This window comes from Peribacillus sp. TH14 (assembly GCF_016651145.1).
Lineage (GTDB): Bacteria > Bacillota > Bacilli > Bacillales > DSM-1321 > Peribacillus > Peribacillus butanolivorans.
Genome location: NZ_JAEKEK010000001.1, coordinates 3,371,700 through 3,397,797 on the forward strand (window position 1 = coordinate 3,371,700; position 26,098 = coordinate 3,397,797).

The window sequence follows — 26,098 nt, forward strand, 5'->3', positions numbered from 1 at the left end:
TTCTCAGGTTGATTAAGTTATTTCATCAAAGCACGTAAAAGAACGTACTTATAGACACTGATCGTATTACTTGGGGGTAAACAGAGAAAGGGATCCATATTTTATGGGCTTAGACTTTCTAGTATAGTTATAATATGATACAGCTAACAATTATAAAATGAGGAGGTACATATGCTTACAGTACAAGATGTTCTTAAGCGCTCACTCTTTTCAAAGACGGAGGTAGTTGCAGGGGAAAACGGGCTGCACCGTCAAGTCAAATGGACACATGTCCTTGAAATTCCGTTTTTTGATGATACCATCTTTCAGGGAGGGGAACTGATACTCTCTACCGGGTTTGGGTTTGAATGGAAAGACTCCTCTAATACTTCATTTTTGTTAAATCTTATCGAACGCAACGCCTCATGTTTATGTATAGAACTTGGACATTACTTCGAAAATATTCCTAAAGAAATGATCGAAATGGCAAATGAGTATGACTTTCCGATTATTATTTTCAAAGAATTCATAAACTTCGTCGAAATAGCACAGGACCTACATTCGTTTTTCATTAATGCTCATCATGAGAAGTTGGTTACATTAGATTCGATTTCAAGAGAGTTCCATTCATTGTCACTCACTACTCATGGGTTATCAAATATTCTAAAGTTGTTGCAACAGAAGACAGAAGCACCAATTATCTATCTTCCTATAGATGGAACACCTTTTTCGATTCCAGGATTGAAAAATGACTTTATGGAACAGCTACTCCAAACCATTTACGAAGATAAAGAACACTGGCACGACCGAATTACAAATGATTCGCCCGTTGAATGGAAGGCATTAAACCATACTATTCTTCTCCAACCGATCGGGGCAATGGATCAAATCTGGGCGTACCTTGTTATGGCTTTAGATCGTGAATCGGATGAATTTGATTTCCTAATCCTTGATCGCGCTTCCCTTGCAATCTCACAAGACTTATTGCGCAAACATTATTTGGATGAAAAACGATTGCGTCTAGAATCCACATGGTTAAATGATTTACTTTATAGACGCATCAATAATGAGGAACAAGCAAGGGGATTTATTTCGTTAAAATCTAAACACTCTTGTATACGTTATCGAATTGCAATCATTGATATCGAAGATGTTTTTCATCCGTCTTCATTAAGTTTATCGGATGAAGAAAATGAATCTGCTATTTATCATTATTCTTTAAAAATTCGATCTGGGTTCGGAAAATATTCTTTTACACCCTATATCACTTCAATAAGAAATCAAATTATTGTATTAGCTATTGATCTGGGAACTGCCGATTCCTCTAAGGAACGCTTCTTGAAAGTGATCGATACCTTGCTATATGTTAGAGAAGGTGAATCTAGCCAAATCCGTATAGGCGTTGGGCGACAATACCAGTTACTTTTGGATGCTCATACTGGTTATCGAGAAGCGCAGTTAGCTTTAAATTATCGTTCATTTTCAACAAGTGCCTTTTACGAAGACCTTGGCATATTTCGGCTAATTCAATTAATTCAGCATGATCAAGATACAGCACATTTTATTGAGGACTATCTCTCTCCTTTAATAAACTATGATAAGGAATATGGAACGGAATTGCTTCTGACTTTAACGAAATACTTTGAGTTTGATCGCTCAAAGAAGCTTACGGCTCAAAAATTGCATATTGTAAGACAAACACTCTATCATCGGATGGAAAAAATAAAAAAGATTCTTGATTTTGATTTTGATATGCCGGAGAACAGATTAAACGTTGAAATGGCTTTGAAAGCATATCAACTTATACAACAAGGGGGAGTACCTACGAAGTAGTTATTAACCGCAAAGTAAATGTTATTAAATGTAAAGATGGCTCTAAGAATGCTAACAAAGTGACCATCTTGAAATGGCTTGACATCAACTTACTGTTACAGGAAAAATATTAAAGAGGTAACGCTACATATTCACCAAGCTAATAATATGATTTTTATGTCTCATAGAGGGGGAATTCTAAAACGATTTATTATGGAAGTAGAAGTTGAGGGGGGAGTATATGATTGTCATTGTCCAACCAAAGGGCGCATAGGCAACATTGTGTTCCGCAATATCTCTTATCTACTTTCTAAGAGTAATGATACGAATAGAGAGAGCTATCCTGTTAAACTGCTGTATCTATGAATATGGCAGGTTAACTTTAACATTACACCTACAGAAGTAAATCTAATACGTTATTTTGAGATAAAAGCATAATGATATTTACATGTAGGAGTATGTCGTAGCACCCATCATTTTCAAGTTTTATTTCCATATTATAAAAAATAAGATTTCGAACCTATTGGGAATAATTTCTATAATAATATTAAGACTCCGAGGATTAAAAACAATTTAGCAATAATATTCATTGACGTCCCATACCACCTACTCCATTTAACCTAATTTTTCATTCTAATGGTAATACGCCATTTATCATTCATACACTCTTAATGAATGATAAGTTTCAGTAATTGGAAATAAACAACTCTGTTGATTTTTAAAATGAACAGAGTTATTTAACAAAGCCTTATTGTAAAAAGTAAGAAAAGAGTGTACCATTAAATGAGAATGATAATCAATTACAATTGGTTACCGAGGAGTGAGTGTAAATGGAACAGCAAGATTTATTCGATGTAACTGTTATTGGAGGAGGGCCAGCAGGCCTTTACTCCACTTTCTATAGTGGATTAAGAGAAATGAAGACAAAGCTTATTGAATATCAACCACAATTAGGCGGGAAAATTCATGTATATCCAGAGAAAATGATTTGGGACGTGGGAGGGCTGACACCAATTACGGGAGCAAAATTAATTGAACAGCTAGTAGAGCAAGGCTTAACATTTAACCCAGAAGTAGTGTTGAATGAAAAAGTGGAGTCAATCACGCGTAATGAAGAAGGTATTTTTGTATTACTTACTGCTTCAGGCCAAAAGCACTTTTCAAAAACAATAATTGTGGCTGTAGGCGGTGGAATATTGAATCCTCAAAAGCTAGAGATAGATGGGGCCGAAAGGTTTGAAGTCTCTAATTTGAACTACACAGTGAAGTCATTTAAACGATTTAAAGATAAAACAGTGATCATTTCCGGTGGTGGAAATTCTGCAATAGATTGGGCAAATGAATTAGAGCCTATCGCCAAAAAAGTTTATTTAACATACAGAAAAGATAGTTTAGCAGGTCATGAATCACAAGCAACACAATTAATGAACAGTTCCGCAGTTTGTATTTTAAATACTTCGATTACAAAACTAGTAGCCTGTGCTAATCATGAATTAATTGAACATGTTGAATTGACAAATCATGAAACTGGAGAGGTTTCGTACTTGCCCATTGATGAAGTGATTATAAATCATGGATATGAGCGTGATACTTCTCTACTTGAAAATAGTAAAGTGAGTATTGCTAAAGCAGATAATTACTTTATTGCAGGTAATGCTACTAGTGAATCTTCGATAGATGGAATTTACGCCGCTGGGGATATTCTAAAGCACGATGGGAAGTTAAATTTAATAGCAGGTACCTTCCAAGATGCAGCAAATGCTGTAAACAAGGCAAAACAATTTATCCAGCCTGACGCTAATGAAATTGGAATGGTCTCGTCACATAATGAAATCTTTAAAAAGCGCAATAGAGAATTAGTTAAACAAATGATGAAACCATCTAAAATTCTTTAACTGTTAATAAAAGCTCCAGTGCCCTTTTTGGCATGGAGCTTTATTAACTTCTTTTTATAGTGATTCTTTAATAACCTTTTTGTAATGAAAAACGGATAGGATTCCGAAAATCGAATACAATGCCGTGTATAATGCCATGACGATGATCATCGGTGTCCAAACTTCGGTCCCGAATAAGAACCATCCTGATTGGACTGCGAAATAACTGTGAAGCAACCCGACGACTAAAGGAATACCGAAATTGAAAACTTGTTTTGCTTGGATTCCTCTTAGTAAGTCACCTCGAGTGAATCCCAGTTTTCTTAAGATTGTATAATTGGATTTTTCGCCTTCACTTTCATCCATTTGTTTGAAATATAGGATACAACCGGATGTGACGAGGAAGGTTAATCCCAAGAAGCCGACTATGAACATGATAAGGCCCATATTCTTCTTCTGGGTGTTGAACATTTCTAATTGGGAACCATTTCCATATTCTTCTCTGAAACTCATTTTATTGAAAATATCATTCGCCTTTTCAAGTTCAGCTTCATCCTTCACATCAATCCCGATATTCACCGATGATACTTTTTGGATTTTCGGGTCGATATCCTTTTTCAAACGGTCGAATATCGTTTGGTCTACAATGGCAACGGGCAAACCGCCACTCGTAAAATAGTAGGACAAGAAGGTATCATCATTCAATCCCATATATGTTTGCGGAATGACTTCGTGTTTTCCTTTCAGTTCAATCTTTCCGGAATCCTTCAAGGACATGACCTTCTCCATCATATTACTGTATCCGCTGAAAAGGGTCTCATCTTCAGCAAGGTTGATTCCTTTAACGGATTCATCACTGATGACGGGGACAGTCATGATGTCTGGATCAAAGTTCACAGCTTCCAGGCTGGTCTCCATTATTTCCTTTACATTGACATCCACTTGAATGACATCAATCACCTTTTCGTTATAATCGATTTTACTGTCTGATAAAGCTTCTTTGAATGCATCCGCATCTTTCATATTCGTCATGGAAAAATCGGTAGGGATACTGCTTTGTGCACTCTTCTCTGCTGAGTAGTAGGAGATATAGCTTAATGATAATAATCCAATCGCCAAAGCGGAAACGGTCGTGATGATCGTCAATAATACCGCATTCGATTTCATCCGGAACATGATGGATGAAAGGGACAATACTTCATTGATGTTCAAATATCCATTTTTCTTTTTACGGACGATATTAAAAATAAAGCTTACGGAACCTTTATAAAATAGGTAGGTCCCGATGATGACGGATGCCAGAATGAAGACCATGGCCATAAAAAGCTCGGTCATCTCTGAAAAAGCTCCATCGAATAATTTGGATGAAACGACATAGCCAGCAATGATCAGGATGATCCCGAATATCCCGATGATCATTTCGAAAATCGAAACCTTTTTCACTTTTCCTTCCGTCATTGAAGTCACTCTAAATAATGATAAAATGGTCTGCCTTTTAATGAAGGCATAATTCATTAACATGATGAAAAGATAGATGGCGCTAAAAACGAGCACGGTTTGAACAAGCGGCTGAAAAGAAAATTGAAGGGTCGCGATCGCCTGGACACCAGTAATTTTAAATAAAATCATGATGATTAATTTTGAAGCCGCAAACCCTACAAAGATTCCCAGGAATACGGAACAGAAATACAAAATCAGGTTTTCCACACTCAGGATACGGAATATCCTGTTCTTGGTCATGCCTATCAATTGGAATAAGCCAATTTCTTTACTGCGTCTTTTTATGAAAATGCTATTGGCATATAAAAGGAATATGGAAACAATCGCAACAAGCAGGATCGATGCAGCCTTGATGGAGGCGGCCCCTTTCACTGTACCCTCCGTTTTATCCATTGATGGGTCATATTGCAAGGTGACAAAGGCAAAATAAAGGGAAGCGCTGAAGACTAGGGCAAACACATACAGGTAATAGTTCTTCAGATTCTTTTTCAGATTTCGAAAGATGAGTTGATTAATGCTCATTTTGAACCCCTCCCAAAACACCTTGTGTTTTCATGATGTCCTTGAAGAAGGTTTGTCTGGATTCTTCACCTTTATTCAATTGCGTATAGATTTGTCCATCTTTAATGAAAATGACTCGGCTGCAATAACTGGCCGCCACTGGATCATGGGTTACCATGATGATCGTCGCTTTGCGCTTTTTATTCATTTCGCTCAGTTTGTTCAGTAAATCGGAAGCTGATTTGGAGTCTAGCGCCCCAGTCGGTTCATCCGCAAAAATGATGCTTGGATCATGGATGAAAGCCCGTGCTGCAGACGTACGCTGTTTTTGACCACCGGAAATTTCATTTGGGTATTTATCCTTCACTTCATATATGCCCAGTTCCTTCGCCACGGTATCAAACTTTTGTGCGGCTTCATTATTGGGTGTTTTTGTAATGGATAAGGGCAAAAGGATATTTTCTTTGACAGTCAGTGTGTCCAATAAGTTATATTCCTGGAAGATGAAGCCTAAATGGTTCTTTCGAAATTCGGCCAGTTTCTTTTCTTTCATACCGGAAATTTCTTTTCCATCGATTATAATGCTCCCGTTGCTAATCTTATCAATCGAGGAGAGAACATTGAGCAATGTCGTTTTCCCTGAACCTGATGCTCCCATGATACTCACGAATTCGCCTTCTTGGATGTTAATATCCAGTCCTTTTAATACTTCTTGTTTATTAAATTTATTACCATAGCTTTTATGGATTTTTTTCGCTTCTAATATATTCATTTGGATACACTCCTTTTTTTCTATATCCTCATTATAAAAGGCAATGTATTTCTTTTCCTTCGTTTGGACGAACAAAGAATAAAAGCATGTGACACTTTTGTCACATGCTTGTGATATTCACGAAATCATTTCTTTTTGGGAAGCTCAAGGTAACGGTCGTTCCGGTCCCAAGCTCTGATTTTACATCAATGGAGATGAATAGGGACTCAGCAGCATTCTTGGTTAAATATAACCCCATGCCTGTTGCCGCATTGTCACGGTGATTTGTCGTGGATGTAAATCCTTTATCAAATATGCGGGATAAATCCTTTGGGTCGATGCCCCGTCCAGAATCCTTCACTTCAAGAATCGTTTGTTCAGCTTGTTCATGGCTATATATCGTGATATCTGAGTTTTCACTGTATTTGATGGAGTTGGTCAAGAGCTGCCTCATGATGAAGGCCAGCCATTTGGCATCACTAAGCACTTCGGTTACTTCTAAATGAATGTCAAAGCCAATCCCTTTTTGAATGCACCATGATTGCAGCGTTTTAATCTCATCAAAGATTATTGTTTCCAAATCGGTATTCTCAATATACAAATCATTTTCGATGAAAGGAATGCGCCTTTGATGGAGCTGCTGGTCAAGAAGAAGGTGAATGCGCAGCCACTCATAAGTCAAATGGGATTTCAGCATTTCATCATCCAAGCGGTCAATCATTAAGTGCATGGCCGTCAAGGGTGTTTTCACTTCATGAATCCAAGATAATAATTCATCCTTCTCCTGTTCTAAAGTCATTTGACCTTGTGAAGCAGACTGTTTCAAAAATTCGGTTTGATTCATGATGCTGTTTTCAATGATTCTTTCAAAAGGGCTGTCTGGATCGGCTATATTTGTTAAATCAAGATTGTCTTCCCGGTCTTCTAAACTTTTATAGAATTTCGTTTCTATTTTGTAACGGACAATTAAAAAGATACTGAACATAATCATCGATAAAAAGACAATATAGAGGATGGGCTTTAGTGGAATTGCCGTATCAATAAAAGCGACAAAGATGATAAAAAGATGAAGGAGTATATAGAAAATAATCCAACTGAATCTTTCCACTATATATTTTTTAATCATATAATTGCCTCTTCAACAGCGATGTAGCCCTGTCCAACCTTCGTTTCGATAAAGCGCCCTAAGCCAAGTTCATCAAGTCTTTTCCGTAAACGGTTCACATTGACTGTAAGGGTGTTATCGCTTATGAAACGTTTGTCATCCCATAAGCTGTTGATTAATTCTTCCCGGCTTACGATCTTATTTTTCTGTTCAATGAGCTTTTTCAAGATGAAAATTTCATTTTTCGTCAATTCGATTGTGCCAGTCTCGGCCGATACCGTGTTCTTCTCGTAATCCACAGTTGCGCCGCACCAGGTTTTCAATTCGATCTTTTCGGTATTGTAATTATAGACACGGCGAAGGGTGGCCTGTATCTTTGCGATGAGTACATCGAAATGAAAGGGCTTTTGAATAAAGTCATCAGCTCCAAGCTGCATGGACATCACCATGTCGGTAGGATGATCACGTGAAGATAAAAAGATGATGGGAACATTGGAATGGGTCCGGATCATTCTGCACCAATGAAACCCATCAAACTTCGGTAACTGTATATCAATGATGACCAAATCAGGTTTTATGTCTGTGAATTCCTGAATCACTTTACTAAAATCACTAATCCCATAAATATCATAAGACCATTGCGCTAATCTATCTTTAATCTCGTTGAATAACGTCGTATCATCTTCTATTAATAAGAGTTTAAACAAATGATTCACCACACTTTTTCAGCTTTTCCTTAAAATTATATAGTAAAACCTTTTTGGGTTCTATAGAGTGGGTACATTTTAGTACCAGCACTTGGGAAAAAACAATGAATGTATTGCCGATAAGGGTCTGTGGAACGAATCAAACGGATTGAGAAATACCGTGACATGGGCGACTATTAACGGTTGTATGGATAACACTATTATATTAGAATGGACCATAACGAATGGAGGAAATGAAATTATGTCTGATTTTCCAAATTGCCCAAAATGTAATTCAGAATACACGTACGAAGATGGAAGTCTTTTTGTTTGTCCAGAATGTGCTCATGAGTGGACTTTAGAATTAGAAACTGAAAATAGTGATAAAAAAATTATCAAAGATGCAAATGGAAATGTCTTAAACGATGGTGATTCTGTAACAGTAATTAAAGACCTTAAAGTAAAAGGGAGTTCATCAGTCCTGAAAATAGGTACAAAAGTAAAAAGTATACGTTTGGTTGATGGAGATCATGATATAGATTGCAAAATTGACGGATTTGGAGCTATGAAATTAAAATCTGAATTTGTTAAAAAGGTATAAAAGCAGTTTTTTTTATGCAACTGAACCGAAAATGTTTTCTATTATCAATTCTGGTAGATATTCAAATTCTACCAGGATTTTTTTAGTTTCTGAAAAGTTTCACTATTGGAGGAATAGTTGTAAAAAAATAGATGGAGAGTTTTCATGGCAGTCTATACGGCAAACGAGGCGTGATTATTTACGGAAGATTCTATCATTCTTCTCAGTTATAAGGTCTAGCGGGCAATCTTGTACTCGGCATTTTACAGGGGCTTTATCTTAACTTTTTGTATTGAAAATGCAGGATGAAAAGAGGGTCGAAAAGTTCGTAATTTCCAAAATAAACAAAATCCAGATATATATTTAAACATTCATTGTTTTCCTGTAAAATAATTTTATATGGCAGAAACTCTGTCAAATTTCTTGTCAAATTATTTAGGAAGCTTGAGGGAAACGTAAATTATGGATTTTGAAAAAAATCTTGAGAAAAGTTGGAATAATCAACCAAACATAGGATTAAAAGCTTATTTAAAGAAAATGAAGGGCGAAACTAGAGATAAAGACAGAATTGATTATATTGATTCCTTTGTTTCAGCTATAGGTGGACTCATTGCTATTATTATCATTAGTTTTGTAGCTGTTTATTTAGGATATCCTATGGCATTAGCTCCTCTAGGTGCAAGCTGTGTAATTGTATTTGGTGCCCATAAAGGTATCTTGTCTCAACCTCGTAACGTTATTGGAGGACATTTAATTTCTACCACTTCAGCACTTATTATTTGGAGCATATTTGGTAAGAGTCTATTCATTATTGGTCTAGTATTAGCTATTGTATTATTAATAATGACTCTTACAAAAACTGTTCATCCTCCCGCAACGAGCAAGTGCCCTTGTTGCTGTTAATTCTCAAGCTGGATGGGGATTCCTTATTTCGATTGCAATAGGAACTATATTATTAGTTTTTATATCAATGATCTATAATAACTTATTTCAAGCAAGACAGTATCCAAAACACTGGTTATGAGACTAATAATGTATATAAACTGAGATAACTAATATGATTAGTTATCAGATGATGTTTATTAAAAATTGCTCTTTTAGCTTAATTATCTGGATTTTACTAGTCTCGCAAGTTTAAAAAAATGATACGGATAAAAATAAAAAGCCATTTCCATATGCTAAAGGTTGGGACCTTTAGCATATGGAAATGGCTTAACCCTGTTTGTCTGATAAATCATTCATAAATCACGTTTGAGATATACAATAGGATTAAAGAGGGTACTAATTTAAAAAAGGAATTAATTAACAATATAAAGATGAGCAAGTACTTAATAAAGTATCTTGCTCACCAGGTTGTGAAAATAATCTTAATATACTTTGTCACCGTTAAAGATTGAATTTTTAACTACAACATAATCTACATTACGGATTGCTTCTAACTTGTTTCCTCCAGCATAAGAAATAGAGGACTGAAGATCTTGCTCCATTTCTTTCAATGTATCTTCTAAAGATCCTTTGTGCTCGACAAACATTTTTTTGCCTTCAACATTCTTCTTTTCACCTTTTTGGAATTCCGAAGCTGAACCAAAGTATTCTTTAAAGGCCTTTCCATCTTTCTCAATTGTTTCTCCTGGAGATTCTTCATGTCCAGCAAATAATGAACCAATCATAACCATAGAGGCACCGAATCTAATTGATTTAGCTATATCACCATGTGTGCGAATGCCTCCGTCAGCAATAATAGGTTTACTTGCTGCTTTTGCACACCAACGAAGTGCAGCTAATTGCCAGCCACCAGTTCCAAATCCAGTTTTAATTTTAGTGATACATACTTTCCCTGGTCCAATGCCTACTTTTGTAGCATCAGCACCAGCATGCTCTAATTCTCTTACTGCTTCTGGAGTTCCCACATTTCCTGCAATAACAAAAGTATCAGGTAAGTGTTTTTTAATATGCTGAATCATATTTATAACAGCAGTGGAATGACCATGTGCGATATCTATCGTAATGAATTCTGGTATAACATGTTCATTTGATAATTGTTGTATGAAACCATACTCTTCTTCTTTGACGCCCACACTAATAGATGCGATTAATTCACGTGAGTGCATATCTTTAATAAATGAGTGTCTCTTTTCTGGTTCGAAACGATGCATCACATAGAAGTAACCATTCTCCGCTAAGTAAATGGCAACCTTTTCGTCTATAATTGTTTGCATATTTGCAGGGACCACAGGTAACCTAAATGTATGTCTACCTAAGGTTACAGTTGTATCACACTCAGAACGGCTATTTACTATACATTTTGCAGGAATTAATTGAATATCTTCATAATCAAACACGTTTTCCATGATATGCACCTCTATATACGAATGTTTTTATATTTTTATATTAAAATTGTTCGCCCACTAGGTAATGTACATCATTTTTCTCAGTAAGTCAAAATTTTTAATAGTTATATTGTGTGCCACTTCAAAAAAGTTATGACAAATTGATAGACAGAGGGGTAACTTAAACGTATATCATCGTATTATTGACATAGAGGAAACTGGTATTTGGTCGTATATTGAATAGACAAAGAATCCAAAAAAAATTAGAATGTTAATACAGCTGATGAAGAGTCTAAGGTGACATTGCGATTGAAGGGATTACATAATATTGAATTTAAAATCTTGTATCTGTTTGGTATGCCTTTGCTCATGTAAGGATAATAATTCAATCCATTGATCCAATGATAGGTCCCCGAACATGGGATGTTTGGCTTTCTTTTTAGTTAAAACAATATCTTTATCCATTTCATAAAGAACCTGCAATAGTTGATCCCTTGATTCAGCCAGTAAATCTATAATTTTTGATAATTGAAAAGGTTTTTGTGATGGTAAAACGATGTCAGGAGATTTGAATTTTTTTTCATATCAGAAATTAAGTAAATATTTTTTTGAATGATATTTTTGTAATCCTTATCCCGAATACCTCTGGCTATAGCTTCAGTAATTGCCTGTTCAGAAAGATATAAGTGATGGCAAATTTGGGCGATGCTCCATATATCAGGAACAGGTTTGTGATTTAGTGTCTTGTCCTCCAATTCTGTAATTTCCTCTATTAGCTGGTTTCTCGATTCGAATAATAAATCATACTCTATAAAATTCATACGAACCTCCCCCTTATATGACACCTCGTTTTTGAATGTATCACTCGAACACGTTTTTCATGATACGTACGACTGAATCCGAAAGGTATACTCATTTTATATTAAAAATCGTTCGTCTATTAGGTGGTTTCCCTGATTTATTCTAAGGGAGTCAAAATTTCAAAAAAGTGTTTTTTATCTATTAATAATCTTAACAGATTTGAAGCATTTTTAGAAAAAAATGGATAGATGGACAGAAGAGTGATTAAACATAAACCAACGTAAAATGAACATAGAGAAAACGGACATCTAATGTATAATGGGTGTATAAAAATTCATAAAACGATTGTTTTGATAGGATGATCTGAGAAAGAGCGTGTGAAAGATTCTAGAGGTGAGACGAAGAAAGGGGGCGATTTTAGAATAGGCCATGTTTTTGTGGCGCATCGTCTCTATAATTATGGTTTGAGGGAGGAAATCAGAACTGTATTAGATCTGTTCCTCCAGACTTTTTACTTTACTTTAAATATACTATCCATAAGTTTATAACAAGGGGAAGCTAGGGTTATACCTGCAAATGGCGCATTACTTTTTCAACTGAAATCTTAACTGGATTGAAACCTTTGGCATTCCATAATAATAGACCTTGGTTGAGGGATATATAGTAAATGGCCAGTTCCATCGGGTCACCATCTATAAAGATTCCATCACGCTGCCCGTTACTGATAATACGGGCTATCCCATTCATAGCTATGGTATATTTTTGGTTTAATTCTTGTTTAACTTCATCAGAGAGCGAATCAGATTGTTGGGCCTCAATAACAAGAATACGACGATCTTGTGCTTGTTCTGGTGATCCGGAAAATGTAAGCTCAGTGAACCATGCAAGTTGATCCCAGGGTGTGCCCTTTCTATTTTCGGCTTCCTTCACTGTTTCAATAAACTGGTCTAGTATGTTCATAATAAGAGACAAATAAATATTTTCTTTTGACTGGAAGTAATGGTAGAAAAGTCCATGACTTAATTTTACAGATGAAGTAATATCACTAATTTTAGTTGCTGCAAAACCCTTGCGTGCGAAAACCTTCAAGGCAGCTTTACTGATTTCTTCATAGCGTTGATCCCGTATTATTTTAAATTGTTCATCACTCTTAGGTGCCATCATTTCATTCCTCGCTTGCTGTATATTATTTCATTAATGTTGCATATTTAGATGTGTTTATAAGAAAAATCTGCAGATTGGTAAATGAATATAACTTCTCGTGATTCACTTTCTTTTCTTAATGAATACCGTATCATATAAGTTTAGCTTTTATAACAAAAAAATCGAAGTTTTTTTTGCTGTCAATTCATTCGTAAATGCAATGATGATGATTGGTGTAGAAAATTGTAATAAGTTCAGTGAATATATATTTTTTTTACTTATTTATAGTATTTTCGAAAGCCTTATCATTTGTTATTTAGGCATAATTGGAAGAATTAATTAGGAGTCTTTTTTTATTCTCATTCTTTCATCCCTAGTAAAAGAATAGTCATTCATGCATTCTCATGATTGCATTTTTTGGTTGACTATCAAGTCAACTTTTTGATTGACTTGATAGTCAACGTTATATATTATTGGTTCATGCTAATGTGCGTATTCACGATTCGTATGAAAAAAGTATGAATAAAAGATATATGCATAAAGAAGCAGATCAGTTCGTTAGAAAATACATGTAAAAAAAGGGGTTAGAAAAATGGGTAGACTACAAGGGAAAACCGCTATCATTACAGGGGCAGCTGGCGGCATTGGTAAAGGTATGGCGATGGCTTTTGTTAAAGAAGGAGCAAAAGTTGCAATCATTGATTTAAACGAAGAGCTTGGTAACCAAACTATAAAAGAATTACAAGAATATCAACCAGAATCCATTTTCATTCAAGCTAATCTTGCAGAGCATGACAAATTGGGTGCTATCGTAAAAGAAGTGGCTGATAAATTCGGGAAAATAGATATCTTGGTGAATAATGCACATGCATCAAGAATGGCTTCTATTGCTGATACAACACAAAAAGAATTGGATTTATCTTTTAATACAGGATTCTATCCAACATTCTACTTCATGCAAGCAGCATTGCCTTACTTAAAAGAAACACAAGGGAAAATCATTAACTTTGCATCTGGAGCTGGGATTAATGGAGATGCTAATCAAGGTTCATATGCGGCTGCAAAAGAAGCAATTCGTGGAATTACCCGTGTAGCGGCTAATGAATTTGGTCCATTTGGCATCAATGTAAACATCATTGCTCCAATTGCTAAATCACCTGGAATGCTTCAATGGGCAGAAGACCAACCTGAATATTATCAAAACATGCTTGCTAAAATTCCTTTAAGAAGACTTGGCGAACTTGAAAGTGATATCGGACGTACAGCTGTTTTCTTAGCAAGCGATGATTCTGATTATATTACTGGTCAAACAATCATGGTTGATGGTGGATCTATCAAATTACGTTAATGGATTGTTGATTTGGTAAGTGAATATATTACACAATAAAGATAATGACTAGTTAATAACCAGTAGTGTTATTTATAATCGATAACGCTACTGGCTTTTATTGCGGAAATTTTGGCATAAAACGAGAAGTAGGGGGACACACATCAATGAGTCAGAAGAAAAAAATTCACTATGCTTGGTGGATTTTAGCAGGCTTAGCTATTATGGTCGGTATTGCAAAAGGCGGTATTATGACTGCAGGTGGATTGTTTTTAACACCTGTTACAGAGGATTTAAGCATTGGAATGGGAAGCTTATCCTTGTACTTTAGTATTTCATCAATTGTCACCATGATTTTCCTTCCAATTGCAGGTAAAATGATGGCGAAATATGATATTAGAATGATATTAGTAATAGGAGTTATTTTACAAGCAGGATCATTTGCGATGTTTGGATTAATGAATTCTGTGTGGGGTTGGTACTTGTTCTGTATCCCTATGTCAATTGGTTCCATTTTTGTTTGCCAAATGGCTGGTCCAGTATTAATTAATAACTGGTTTAAAAAGCATAATGGCTTGGCAATGGGAATTATGGTAGCCTCAGGTGGCTTATTCGGAGCAATTCTTCAACCTATGGCAGGTAACTTAATTGATAGCCAAGGCTGGAGAAATACTTATATTATTTTAGGAGTATTAGTAATGGCGATCGTTATACCAATCGTACTCTTAACGATCAGAATGGCCCCACAACAAAAAGGCTTACAACCACTTGGAGTGGACGAAGTAAAAAGTGATGAAAAAACAATTCCTAAAGCAGTAACAAGTAAAGGAGTTACTGCAGTTGTAGCAAGAAAATCCTCTGCATTTTATGCATTACTTCTATTTTTCTTCTTTATCACGGCTATAGGAAGCTTTGGTCAACATGTTGCACCATTCGCAATGGGATTGGGCTATGATGTTACATTCGCAGGTAATGCAATGGGGGGCTGGTCGATTGGTGTGTTATTAGGAGCTTTATCCTTTGGAATATTATCTGATAAAATTGGTGCGAAAAATACAGCACTCTTTGCGATGATTTTAGGTTTAGTTCCAATTGGAATACTTTTAGCAATTCCAGAAAACTCTGCGATGTTTACGTTGGCAATTGCTATCTATGGGTTTGTAGTTGCATCTATCGGTACATTAGGACCGCTACTAACAACAGCTTTGTTTGGTAATAAAGAATACAGTGAAATCTATGCTTCTGCTGTGATTGGATTAGCAGTAGCGGGGATTGTCGCTTTACCAGGATACGGATATATCTTTGAATTTACAGGTAGCTATACATCAGTACTGGTTGCAATTGCTTTTATGTTGACTATCAATTTAGTATTGATTATCCTAGCATTCAAAGGTAAAAAGAAACTCGAAGAAGCTGGGCTTTGGAACTAATTACCTCTAAACTATAACACCGTTAATATTCCTTAAAGCAATGATAATAGAAAAGGCGGGAGATTAATTCTCTCGTCTTTTTTTGACTCTTAAATAAATATTTTCACTAGATAGATTTGAAAATAAAAGTATACTTTCATAATTTGAACAGGAAAAGTTGTGAATGAAATGGGGAACTTTTACACTAAAGATATACAATATTAAATTTGACGGGTGGATCTTGATGGCTAAAACAATAGTTGAAAAATTGAATTTACAAAAATATAAAAAGGTGGCAGTCTTGCATTTACCAGATGGTGCAGATTATTTAGCGGAGTTAGCGGAATATGATACAGAGCTTTCTAAAAGTACGTATGATCTTATATTTGCTTTTGTATTAGATATGGAGTCTTTAAAAGGAATCGTAAACAAGGTAATTGAAAAAAATTATCTGAATAAAAGCGGCTATATCTTTTTGGCTTATCCCAAGAAGGGGAATAAAGTGTATCCAACGTTTATTCATCGTGATGATTTATTAGCTGGGCTAGGTGCAGATGGTAATGGTTATATTGGTTCGAGTAACATTAAGTTTGCACGTATGGTTGGATTAGATGATGTCTTTACGGTTGTCGGTCTAAAAGAAGATTCCCGAAACAAGAATCAACCATCTTCCAAAGCAAGTCAATGTGTAGATGATTATATCGCGATGATTCAGGATATAGAGAAAGATTTGCAGGATTCTCCGGATTTACTTGCGTTCTATCAATCACTCACTCCAGGGTACCGTAAAGATTGGGCACGTTATGTGTATAGTGCTAAACAAGAGGCGACAAAAGTAAAACGACGTGAAGAAATGAAAATGATTCTTGGAGAGGGTTATAAGAGTCGGGATTTATATAGAAGAGATAAATAAGTGTATTACGATGCCTTCTACTTTTCTTCTTCTGTAGTTCATCATGCATGAACTTAGCTAGAATCTGTAAACCTTACCATAAATAAAGAAAGCTCCAACCTGAAACAGAGAGACTAGTTCACTCTCTGTTTTTTGTCATGTTCACTCTATCAAAGGCATATACTAGACCAAATTAAAATTTCAAATCGTAATAATTATGATTTGTAAAGGTGGTTGAAAAATGCTTTTGAAACGATACACGGGCAATCTGCTGTTATTGATTCTGCTGTTTTTGCTACTTGCATTCTTTTTTCTAGGCGATGTGTTTATTCCAAAAGCACTTGATTTCTCAGCCTACCCGATGCTTCATTCGGTGTTGGTTATCTTTTTGGGGTTGTTTTTAGAATCGATTCCTTTTCTGTTCTTGGGTGCAATTGCATCTTCGTTTATCCAGTTGTTTGTTAGTGAAGAAATCATTCAGCGGATGATTCCAAAAAGACCTCTTACGGCTATTTTTGCTGCGATTGCGGCGGCACTGATTATCCCGGTTTGCGAGTGTGCAATCATACCGGTCGTGCGAAGGTTAATTGTGAAGGGTGTCCCGGTTCATGCAGGTGTTGTTTTACTCGTTACCGCCCCAATCTTAAATGTCATCGTGTTCGGCTCAACTTATTATGCCTTTCAGAATAACCCGTCCATTCTATACGGAAGAATCATTCTCTGTGTTATTACGGCCGTTATTGTAGGTTTATTTATTTATATCTTCTGCAGTAAAGACGTGGTAAAAGAAGATAGGATAGAACTTGTTCATAAGCATGATCACGTTACTCCTGGGCCTAGTAAATGGACAAGCTTCATCGATCACACTTCACAGGAATTTTTTATGGTCGGCAGATACTTTATCATAGGCGCCTTGTTTGCCAGTGTATTTCAAGTTTTAATGGATCGGACTATTCTGGCCGATATCGGTCAGACACCGATTCAAGGAACAGCACTGATGATGGGAATCGCGTTTGTACTTTCGCTCTGTTCATCAGCAGATGCATTCGTTGCCGCTTCCTTTTCTCATAGTTTTCTACCGGGATCTATCCTTGGTTTCCTTGTATTTGGTCCAATGCTGGATTTGAAAAATGTTCTGATTATGCTGTCCTGTTTTAAACGGAGCTTTGTCGTCACATATGTACTGCTTGTTTTCGCAGTCGTCTTCAGTCTGTGTCTGCTCGCAGGTATAATGATAAGTAAGGGGGGCTTCTAATGAAAAGTTTTTTTATCCAAAGACTTGAGGGACTGCTGCTACTTGGATTGGGTCTTATGATTTTTAAATTGTACGTTTCTGGTCATTTAACGAAATTAATTGCACCCAAAATGGTTCCATATGCGTTGGCTGCGCTTTTTGCTTTTTTAGGAATCAGTCTTCTGCGTATGAAAAAACAAAAACAGAGCCTGCATAATTGTGAGTGTGAATCCCATAGCGAGTCTTCACCGGCCATGAAAGTCCTGAAATATAGTTTGTTCTTCATTCCGATTATACTTGGCTTCATTTTGACGGACTTTACATTGAGCGGAGAAGTGCTGGCAAAAAGAGGGATGGTTCAGCAACAGACTCCCTTAGTAAGTTCATACGATGCAGGGAAACACGTGAACAGTGAAAAGATTTCTGTCACAGATGACAATTACTTTGAAGTTTTGGATGATTTGCTGAACAACCTCGATACAATCGAGGGGAAGGAAATAGAGCTTTCCGGGTTTATTTATCGTGAAGATTCATTTAAAGAAAAACAAATGGCAATCGCCCGTCTCTCCATGTCCTGCTGTGTGGTCGACGCGACGTTATACGGCTATATGGTCAATGGAAATGTGAAAAATATGAAGACGAATGATTGGTACACCATTACAGGTACATTAAAAAAAGGGAGTTATAAAGGTGAAGCGGTACCGGTTATTGATTTAAAAGAGTCGAAGAAAATAAAGGCACCGGAAGAAGCTTATTTGTATGAAAATGTGGAGATTATTCAATAGATTGCTATGGGATATTGTTCCTTTTTATGGAGTGTGTTAAAATGCTTTGTAATTAGGGGTGGATAAAAATAGAAAAAGGAAAACCCTTTATGAATTCACAACTTCATCATCATACATAGTAGCTTTGCTATCCGATTGCTGAAAAATCGTGAATAGGAAAGCTATTTATCATGAACCGTATTTGATTAGAATAAATCGGCTGACATTCAGTTTGTTGAACCTAACTCTACTTCTTTAAAAGGTTCTAGAAGTAGTTATTAATTAGTGATGAAAATTATTGAAAGAAGGTACAATATTGAAACGAAATTCACTTATTATAGGAATAATAGTATTAATAATTATTTGTATAGGAGCATGGAGCTTGTTTAGAAAAAATACTACTGAAACAGATGCGATCTATCTAGACATTGCAAAATTAGAGGGTAACACTTTCACTACTAATGGAAATTTCACTGGAGGAGCCATGAAATATAGTGGCTATAAGTATAAAATAGATGGTGAAAACATGTATTTATATATAAATAACCGTCTATTGATTGGTGAATCCGGTGATTTTTTAATCAAAATTAGAGATGAGAATTTACAAAATGTAGAGAAAGTTTATTTACAAGGTCAAGATAAATCTGATTCATATCAAATTTGGCCGAATCAGGAAGACTAAACGTAACACTGCCAACACTCAAATTGAAGTGTTGGCAGTGTTTTTAATTTCTATTATCAAGCTGTTTACCTTAGTAGAAACTAGCATTATTGTTTACATAAACCTCTTTATCGGCATTGAACATGCAATCTCAAGTTGTTATCTTCCTAGATACACAATATCTGGATCATTCACTGACCCCAGATCTACATCCTCCATTCCGACTGTTGAAGGATAACGCAATTCATGCTTGTGAAATTCCCTTGAAAAGATCATAGATAGGATCCTCAATTTTTGGACTGTTGAAAATCAACAGTCCAAAAAACACTAATTACGCACTCACAATAAAAATCACTGAAAGGATAAAATAAGTAAGTTTGATATCAAAAATCTTGGTGTTCCCATTACAAAATGATCAATCTTTTTTACTAAAGCATTCTTTTTGTTTATTTATCAGCGTATTAGAATTAAATTCCGATCAATAATATTCCAAAATTAAGACCCCTGTCAGCCCATCTGTTAAGAATTTAAGATATCGTGAATATGCTAGTGTTTGCCTAGTATATTATCAAAGGTAATATCAGTTTTCCCTAATGCTCTTTTCATTATTTTTTCATTCTTTCCAGAACTTCATCGCTTTTTTATTAGAGGTATAGATGGTCACATGTTTTAGTATTGCTAAGTGTTTATAAGATTCTCCTTCTTCCTTTACGAAGCTCTTCATGCTGTTTTTCAACACGATTTAATAGTTTATTAACTTCAAGAAAATCAATTTTTTCTTTCGGTATATCTTCGCTGAATTTGAATTAAAGAAAAACACAATTCAATAAATTTTTTTACAGCGACAGCTCATCCCTGATAATAAACAGGGTGCAATTATACATAGATTAAAATCTATGTTTTTCGAACCAAATAAAGTTGGTTGATTGCTAAAGCAAAGTTGGAATAAAACGGACCAATCCCTCGGTAATTTACACTTTTCGTCATCAGCTGAATCAACGAAAACTAAGAGCTGTAGTAAGAAAAACTGACCCAACATAGTTGTGGTACTAGGCAAAGCCTAGTAATTTTATGGGTACAAACTATTTATTCAACTGGGTTTACATGGGACTCAACTTTTAACCAAGTGGGCAGACTTGGGATATTGTTCCTTTTTATGGAGTGTGTTAAAATACTTTGTAATTAGGGGTGGATGAAAATGGAAGAAGGAAAAACCTTTATGAATTCACAACTTCATCATCATACACAGTAGCTTTGCTATCCGATTGCTGAAAAATCGTGAATAGGAAAGCTATTTATCATGAACCGTATTTGATTAGTAAGTTAATCAGATGCGGTTTTTTTATTTTTTCTAACAAAAGGAGGAGTTTTAATGAAGAAGATGGCTTATCAAAATGTAAAAGGTACACAGGATTATTTACCACAAGATGAAGCAATTCGTAATCAGGTTAAAAGGACTTTAGAGGATGTTTTCCTTCTTTATGGCTGTCAGTCAATTGAAACACCAATTTTGAATTATACAGAATTACTTGCTTCGAAATATGGAGGAGGAGCGGAAATATTAAAAGAAATGTACACACTGACTGATCAGGGCAAACGGGAATTAGCCCTTCGTTATGACTTAACCATTCCTTTTGCAAAGGTCGTCGCAATGAACCCAGGAATAAGGAAGCCGTTTAAGCGGTATGAAATCGGAAAAGTGTTTCGTGATGGACCAATTAAGGCAGGGAGGTTTCGTGAGTTCACCCAATGCGATGTTGATATAGTTGGCGTGGAATCACAGGCGGCGGAGGCAGAGCTAATGATGATGGCGATTGAGGCCTTTCAGAAGTTGGGTTTAGATGTGCGTATTCAATATAACAACCGGAAGCTATTAGCGGGCATGCTTGAAGTGCTGGGTGTCCCTAAGTCTGAAATAGCTGATGTGACACTAACTTTGGATAAACTTGAAAAAATATCGATAGAGGGTGTTTCACAAGAGTTAGAGAGAAAACAAGTGGCAGTTGAAACGATAAATGCAATTAGAAGTTGGCTAAAAATAGGGAAAACAATCGATTTGAATTTCTTCAAAGGCTTGGCGACAGATAATATTCTACTCCAAGAAGGAGTAAAGGAATTATCGGAGTTAAAAGGATTATTGAAATACTTACAACTTGAGGATATCTGCATCTTTAATCCATTTTTAGCTAGAGGACTTGAGATATACACTGGAACGGTATATGAAATTTTTCTTGCTGACGGCGAATTAAAGTCGAGTATTGGAAGTGGAGGAAGATATGACAATGCAATCGGCGGGCTTGCAGGTACAAATGATAAAGTCTCAACTGTAGGTATTTCTTTTGGTCTGGATGTGATTTTAACTGCTTTGAAAAGTACAAATCAAACAAAAAATGTTTCTAATCTTGACTACTATATTATTCCAATTGGTATGGAGAAAGAAGCATTAGGTGTGGCCAAAGAATACCGCCAAAAGGGATACAAAGTGGAAGTCGAATTAACTGGCAAAAAGATAAGTAAGGCATTGGATAGGGCGAACAAAGAAGGGATTCAGGCTGTCATGATAATTGGGGAAAATGAGGTGAACGAGAATATCATTAAATTAAAGGATTTGAAAACCGGGGAAGAGGCATCACTTCCGTTTATGTTTTGACAACTTACAATGACATGTTTCTCAGTTTTTTCATAGCATAATGGGAAAAGGAACAGGGAGGTTTTTATACATGTATGGGTACGAAACGTATGAAGATGATTGGAGTAGACAGCAGAATAAATTAGTCCGTCAGCTTGAAAAGGCGATAAATGGCGAGTACAGCGCCATCCAGTGTTACGAGAAATTAGCTGAATTAGCACCGGATGAGAAGCAGCGGAAGCGGATTATGGAAATTAGGGAAGATGAGGTCAAGCATTTTCAGAGATTTGCTCAGATTTATACCAGTTTGACGGGGGTGCAGCCACAGCCTAAAGTGACGGAATCGTGCCCTGAGTCCTATAGAGACGGGGTGGAATTTGCGTTCCAGGATGAGCAGGAAACCGTAGATTTTTATAGAGAAGTGGCAGATGGTGCGGCTGATCGATCCGTAATCAAGGCATTCAATCGTGCTGCCGCCGATGAGCAAAATCATGCCGTGTGGTTTTTATATTACTTAGTCGGCTTAAAAGGATGATTAATTCTTATGAGGGTCGAATTAATTGCGTGAGGGACGAATTATCCCTTTGAAGGTCGAATTATCCTTTTGAAGGTCGAATTAATTGCGTGAAGGACGAATTATCCTTCCCAACGGTCGAATTAATCCATTTACAGCTTATGCTGCAATCATACAAAAAAAATAAGCTAGGAAAAATCCTAGCTTATTTATTAATTATGCTGCAAAATCCAACTCTGTAAAAGCGTCACTTTTTCGCAGACAACTTCTGGTTCATAATAGCAGGACTCTTTGACGCTTTTGGCGAAATCGTCAGTGAAATTATCCCGCATAAGAGTAGTCCAACACCAAACCAAGACATTAGAGTCAAGCTCTCTCCGATGAGGAATACGCCTAGAAGCGCGGCTGTCAGAGGCTCAGCGAGTGACAGGGAAACGGCTGTTGATGATGGAACAGATAAAAGCCCTTTATTAAAAAGTAAGTAGGCAACTGCGGTAGCGAGAAGACCAAGATGGAGGCTGACGGCCAACCCGTTTGTGGTTCCTATCCAGCTGATATCAAATATAAATAACATAGGTGCTAAAAGCAGGGCGCTGAAACAAAAGATGACCGCAGCGGTTGCTTCTGGAGGCTGTTTATCCAAAATCTTTTTACTTACCAGTGTGTATACTGTAAAGGAAGCCCCAGCACCAAGCGCAAGCAAGGCACCTACTGGATCAATGGTAACAGAACCTTGATTGGAAAAAAGAAGCAAACATCCGGCAATTGATAAACCTGTTGCCATCCACCATCTCGGGGATGGACGTTTTTTACCAAATAGCCATTCAAGGAAGCCGGCGATAATAGGGGCGCTGCTAAGTGTAATAATGGTTCCGATGGCGATTCCGGTCATGCTGACAGCTGTGAAAAATAGTGGTTGATAACAGGCCATACCTAGCGTCGCCAAAATGGTTTCTTTTATTGGCCAATTGTGTAGAGTTATTTTTTTTTGCCAGATTGCAATGACCAATAAGGCAGTACCACCAACAGCCAGGCGGACGGAACCAATCGCAATTGGGTGGGCGCCATCAGGGGCGAAAGATTGAGCTGTTCCGGTTGTTCCCCAAAGCATAGCGCCAAGTATGACGAGTAAATATGGGTATTTACCATTCATGAACGTTCTCCTGTCATTAAAGATTTAAAATTCAGACTATAAAAGTATATCAATAATGCTCTCTTTATCAAATAGGCTGGGGTCATTTGTTCGGAAGAACGGAACATAGTATAATGGCCTTACATATATCATGTGAAAAGTGGAGATAGGATTTGTAAGGGGGGATAAGCATGTCTTCAGGTAATCGAAATAATCAAATTGGGCCGCCGCGATTTGCTATTGCCATTCACTCACTGGTTTGGCTTGCTCAAAGCGGGAAGCTTTTGACGAGTTCAGCGATAGCTTCGAAGGTGAATTCACATGCGACGTTTTTACGCCGAGTGATGGCTCAGCTTGCTGTTGCAGGGATTGTCGAAACAAAGGAAGGGCGCGATGGTGGATATAGTTTGAAAGTGCCTGCCTCTCAGCTGACTTTAGCGGATGTGTATCAAGCCGTACGCCCAGAATGTCTTGTTTGTATGGAAACGAGTGAATGCGGCGAAGTTGGGAAGCAGTTGGATACGGCTTTGGAAGAAATCATGAATGAAGCAGAACAGGAAACATTGCGCCTATTAAAGGGGTATACGTTAGAAGAGTTTATGAAAAAAGTCGACTTTGCCAATTTTGAAAAAGAGTGTCTAGGGTAATATCCTTGCAAGAGGATACCCAAGATTATATAATGTGCTTAATGTGATTGCATTAAATGAAGGGGGTTTTTACATGAAGGTAGAAATTTGGTCGGATTATCAATGTCCGTTTTGTTATATAGGAAAGCGTCGGTTCGAGGAGGCCTTGAGCCAATTTGAAAATAAAGATCAGGTAGAGGTTTCGTTTCGCAGTTTTGAGTTGAACCCGGAGGCTGAACGTGATATTAAGATGACCTCGAATGAAATGCTTGCGAAGAAATATGGCATGTCGCAAGCGGAAGTAGAAGCGAGCAGCCAAAATCTGACCCAACAGGCTAAAGAATTGGGACTCGATTATCATTTTGACAAGGTGGTCTTAACGAATTCGTTTGATGCTCACCGCTTGATGCATTTTGCTGAATCAAAAGGTAAAGATAATGAAATGAATGAACGCCTTTTTAAAGCATACTTTACGGAAGGCAAACATATTGGTGATCATGCTACATTGGCTAGTTTGGCTGAAGAGGCCGGCCTTGAAAAGTCTGAGGCAGAAACCATGCTAGCAGGCACTGCATTCACGGCGGAGGTTAGAGGGAACGAGCAAGAAGGAAGCCTGCTTGGAATTACAGGTGTCCCATTCTTCGTCATTAATCGCAAGTATGGCATCTCAGGAGCTCAGCCAACAGAGGCGTTCCTGGATACGCTGAAAAAGGTATGGGCTGAGGAAAATCCGCTTCAAATGGTGAATGATCCAGCAACAGGTGAAGCTTGTACGGACGGTTCTTGTAACGTACCGGAAAAATAAAGCAGATATGAAAACGGAGACCCGAAATCAGGGTCTCTTTTTTACTTCTTTCAAAATGAATGTTAAGACCTTGGACTGATAGGATTGTGTATCTAATTATGGAAAGATAATGAAGAGTCTTTTGTTTTCTATAGTTTCATAGACTGAAAATTTGTATAATAGGTGAGATAGCTAAGAGGTTTCAAAATTGAATATACATATGGAGGGTTATGAATGAGTAAGCTTAACGGCAGAACCATTGCTCTATTGGGAGCGAGGAAAACAGAAGAAATAAGTAAAATTGTTCATAATCTTGGGGGTGTACCGCTAGTTCGTCCAGCACAGGGGACGGTCTTCCTTGATGATTCTCATCTAGAGGAGGATGTCACCCGTTTAATTGCAGGAGAGTATGATTGGATCATTCTCACGACTGGAGTGGGAACGGAACTTCTATATAAAACCGCTGTGAAGATGGAAGCAGAGGCTCGTTTTATAGAAGCTTTGCAGTCTATGAAAATTGCAGCTCGTGGTTATAAAACGGCGAATATGCTGAAAAAACTAGGCCTGCAGCCATTAATCCGTGACGATGATGGCAGTACGGCAGGGCTCGTTCGCAATCTAGAGGGCCATTTGTTTGGAGATGTAAAGGTCGCATTGCAACTGCACGGGGACCCGGCACCTCTTTTAATGAATTGGTTGGATGAACAAAAGGTAGAGCATAAAGAAATTCTTCCATACGAACATATTCCGCCGGAAACAGAAACGATGCAGCAGCTGATCGAAGAAATTCTTGGAGGGAAAATAGATTCTGTCGTGTTCACGAGCGCACCGCAGCCTCGTAATTTGATGAAATTTGCCCGTGAACAAGGTGTGGAAGATAAAATAATCGACTGGTTTAAATCCGATGTGATTGCTCTTGCAGTTGGAAAAGTAACGGCGCAGGTCGTAATCGATGAAGGAATCAAGCGGGTCATTTATCCAGAAGATCAAAGAATGGGTAGTGCATTAATCGAACTGGTGAAATATTATCATGCCATTTCAAGTAAGTAAGAAGATAGAGGTGA

At 37.0% G+C, this 26,098-nt stretch carries 25 protein-coding genes; 17 read left to right on the forward strand and 8 right to left on the reverse strand.

Annotation, left to right across the window (positions count from 1 at the left end):
• The first annotated feature begins 171 nt into the window (after nucleotides 1-171).
• The 3 genes from JFU50_RS16355 to JFU50_RS16365 all read left to right on the forward strand — a co-directional run bounded on the left by JFU50_RS16355 (nucleotide 172) and on the right by JFU50_RS16365 (nucleotide 3,686).
• Complete coding sequence (locus JFU50_RS16355; RefSeq protein WP_201223344.1) at nucleotides 172-1,812, forward strand: PucR family transcriptional regulator; 1,641 nt, start codon at nucleotides 172-174, stop codon at nucleotides 1,810-1,812.
• A 192-nt stretch (nucleotides 1,813-2,004) separates the two neighbouring features.
• Complete coding sequence (locus tag JFU50_RS31985) at nucleotides 2,005-2,157, forward strand: hypothetical protein (RefSeq protein ID WP_201223345.1); 153 nt, start codon at nucleotides 2,005-2,007, stop codon at nucleotides 2,155-2,157.
• A gap of 464 nt (nucleotides 2,158-2,621) precedes the next feature.
• Nucleotides 2,622-3,686, forward strand: a complete 1,065-nt coding sequence (locus JFU50_RS16365; protein WP_201186285.1) for an NAD(P)/FAD-dependent oxidoreductase — start codon at nucleotides 2,622-2,624, stop codon at nucleotides 3,684-3,686.
• 54 nt (nucleotides 3,687-3,740) lie between these two features.
• On the opposite strand, the gene JFU50_RS16370 is transcribed toward JFU50_RS16365, so the two are convergent.
• The 4 genes from JFU50_RS16370 to JFU50_RS16385 form a co-directional block, all read right to left on the reverse strand.
• The gene (locus tag JFU50_RS16370; RefSeq protein WP_201223346.1) at nucleotides 3,741-5,687 is read right to left on the reverse strand and encodes an FtsX-like permease family protein; all 1,947 of its coding nucleotides are present in this window, start codon (nucleotides 5,685-5,687) and stop codon (nucleotides 3,741-3,743) included.
• A complete protein-coding gene (locus JFU50_RS16375) occupies nucleotides 5,677-6,438 on the reverse strand; it encodes an ABC transporter ATP-binding protein (RefSeq protein WP_201186282.1) in 762 nt (253 codons plus the stop codon). Before JFU50_RS16375 ends, JFU50_RS16370 begins: the two co-directional genes overlap by 11 nt.
• Nucleotides 6,439-6,538: 100 nt before the next feature.
• On the reverse strand, nucleotides 6,539-7,543 hold the full coding sequence (locus JFU50_RS16380) for a sensor histidine kinase (protein WP_201186280.1): 1,005 nt from the start codon (nucleotides 7,541-7,543) through the stop codon (nucleotides 6,539-6,541).
• A complete protein-coding gene (locus JFU50_RS16385) occupies nucleotides 7,540-8,229 on the reverse strand; it encodes a response regulator transcription factor (protein WP_201186278.1) in 690 nt (229 codons plus the stop codon). Before JFU50_RS16385 ends, JFU50_RS16380 begins: the two co-directional genes overlap by 4 nt.
• Before the next feature lie 241 nt (nucleotides 8,230-8,470).
• Between JFU50_RS16385 and JFU50_RS16390 the strand changes: the two genes are divergently transcribed.
• The 3 genes from JFU50_RS16390 (at nucleotide 8,471) to JFU50_RS31760 (ending at nucleotide 9,812) form a co-directional block, all read left to right on the forward strand.
• Nucleotides 8,471-8,809 (forward strand): zinc ribbon domain-containing protein YjdM, encoded by a 339-nt coding sequence (locus tag JFU50_RS16390; protein ID WP_053347377.1) that lies wholly within the window; start codon nucleotides 8,471-8,473, stop codon nucleotides 8,807-8,809.
• 441 nt (nucleotides 8,810-9,250) lie between these two features.
• On the forward strand, nucleotides 9,251-9,691 hold the full coding sequence (locus tag JFU50_RS31490; protein ID WP_274608352.1) for an HPP family protein: 441 nt from the start codon (nucleotides 9,251-9,253) through the stop codon (nucleotides 9,689-9,691).
• A gap of 37 nt (nucleotides 9,692-9,728) precedes the next feature.
• Entirely contained in the window at nucleotides 9,729-9,812 is an 84-nt protein-coding gene (locus JFU50_RS31760; RefSeq protein ID WP_446728183.1) for a hypothetical protein, read from the forward strand.
• 343 nt (nucleotides 9,813-10,155) lie between these two features.
• On the opposite strand, the gene guaC is transcribed toward JFU50_RS31760, so the two are convergent.
• The 3 genes from guaC to JFU50_RS16415 all read right to left on the reverse strand — a co-directional run bounded on the left by guaC (nucleotide 10,156) and on the right by JFU50_RS16415 (nucleotide 13,083).
• Nucleotides 10,156-11,139, reverse strand: a complete 984-nt coding sequence (gene guaC, locus JFU50_RS16400; RefSeq protein WP_053347375.1) for a GMP reductase — start codon at nucleotides 11,137-11,139, stop codon at nucleotides 10,156-10,158.
• A gap of 491 nt (nucleotides 11,140-11,630) precedes the next feature.
• Nucleotides 11,631-11,939 (reverse strand): DinB family protein, encoded by a 309-nt coding sequence (locus tag JFU50_RS16410; RefSeq protein WP_201223347.1) that lies wholly within the window; start codon nucleotides 11,937-11,939, stop codon nucleotides 11,631-11,633.
• A 544-nt stretch (nucleotides 11,940-12,483) separates the two neighbouring features.
• Complete coding sequence (locus tag JFU50_RS16415; RefSeq protein WP_082527717.1) at nucleotides 12,484-13,083, reverse strand: TetR/AcrR family transcriptional regulator; 600 nt, start codon at nucleotides 13,081-13,083, stop codon at nucleotides 12,484-12,486.
• Between the two features lie 571 nt (nucleotides 13,084-13,654).
• Between JFU50_RS16415 and JFU50_RS16420 the strand changes: the two genes are divergently transcribed.
• The 8 genes from JFU50_RS16420 (at nucleotide 13,655) to JFU50_RS16455 (ending at nucleotide 22,513) form a co-directional block, all read left to right on the forward strand.
• Nucleotides 13,655-14,410, forward strand: coding sequence for an SDR family NAD(P)-dependent oxidoreductase (locus JFU50_RS16420; protein WP_053347372.1), 756 nt, complete (start codon nucleotides 13,655-13,657; stop codon nucleotides 14,408-14,410).
• Nucleotides 14,411-14,556: 146 nt separating this feature from the next.
• Entirely contained in the window at nucleotides 14,557-15,819 is a 1,263-nt protein-coding gene (locus tag JFU50_RS16425) for an MFS transporter (RefSeq protein WP_201186275.1), read from the forward strand.
• A 223-nt stretch (nucleotides 15,820-16,042) separates the two neighbouring features.
• A complete protein-coding gene (locus JFU50_RS16430; RefSeq protein ID WP_201223348.1) occupies nucleotides 16,043-16,711 on the forward strand; it encodes a YdeI/OmpD-associated family protein in 669 nt (222 codons plus the stop codon).
• A 220-nt stretch (nucleotides 16,712-16,931) separates the two neighbouring features.
• Nucleotides 16,932-17,945 (forward strand): permease, encoded by a 1,014-nt coding sequence (locus JFU50_RS16435; RefSeq protein WP_201223349.1) that lies wholly within the window; start codon nucleotides 16,932-16,934, stop codon nucleotides 17,943-17,945.
• Entirely contained in the window at nucleotides 17,945-18,709 is a 765-nt protein-coding gene (locus tag JFU50_RS16440) for a TIGR03943 family putative permease subunit (RefSeq protein WP_201186273.1), read from the forward strand. Before JFU50_RS16435 ends, JFU50_RS16440 begins: the two co-directional genes overlap by 1 nt.
• A gap of 277 nt (nucleotides 18,710-18,986) precedes the next feature.
• Nucleotides 18,987-19,370, forward strand: coding sequence for a hypothetical protein (locus JFU50_RS16445; protein ID WP_201186272.1), 384 nt, complete (start codon nucleotides 18,987-18,989; stop codon nucleotides 19,368-19,370).
• A gap of 1,351 nt (nucleotides 19,371-20,721) precedes the next feature.
• Entirely contained in the window at nucleotides 20,722-21,999 is a 1,278-nt protein-coding gene (locus JFU50_RS16450) for a histidine--tRNA ligase (protein WP_274608146.1), read from the forward strand.
• Nucleotides 22,000-22,069: 70 nt separating this feature from the next.
• The gene (locus JFU50_RS16455) at nucleotides 22,070-22,513 is read left to right on the forward strand and encodes a ferritin-like domain-containing protein (RefSeq protein ID WP_201223351.1); all 444 of its coding nucleotides are present in this window, start codon (nucleotides 22,070-22,072) and stop codon (nucleotides 22,511-22,513) included.
• Nucleotides 22,514-22,739: 226 nt separating this feature from the next.
• Here the strand turns inward: JFU50_RS16455 and JFU50_RS16460 are convergent, their stop codons facing one another.
• Complete coding sequence (locus JFU50_RS16460) at nucleotides 22,740-23,645, reverse strand: EamA family transporter (RefSeq protein ID WP_201223352.1); 906 nt, start codon at nucleotides 23,643-23,645, stop codon at nucleotides 22,740-22,742.
• Nucleotides 23,646-23,815: 170 nt separating this feature from the next.
• Between JFU50_RS16460 and JFU50_RS16465 the strand changes: the two genes are divergently transcribed.
• The 3 genes from JFU50_RS16465 (at nucleotide 23,816) to JFU50_RS16475 (ending at nucleotide 26,084) form a co-directional block, all read left to right on the forward strand.
• On the forward strand, nucleotides 23,816-24,271 hold the full coding sequence (locus JFU50_RS16465) for an RrF2 family transcriptional regulator (protein WP_201186266.1): 456 nt from the start codon (nucleotides 23,816-23,818) through the stop codon (nucleotides 24,269-24,271).
• A gap of 73 nt (nucleotides 24,272-24,344) precedes the next feature.
• On the forward strand, nucleotides 24,345-25,055 hold the full coding sequence (locus JFU50_RS16470; RefSeq protein WP_056529537.1) for a DsbA family oxidoreductase: 711 nt from the start codon (nucleotides 24,345-24,347) through the stop codon (nucleotides 25,053-25,055).
• 213 nt (nucleotides 25,056-25,268) lie between these two features.
• Nucleotides 25,269-26,084 (forward strand): uroporphyrinogen-III synthase, encoded by an 816-nt coding sequence (locus JFU50_RS16475; RefSeq protein WP_201186262.1) that lies wholly within the window; start codon nucleotides 25,269-25,271, stop codon nucleotides 26,082-26,084.
• Nucleotides 26,085-26,098 lie beyond the last annotated feature (14 nt).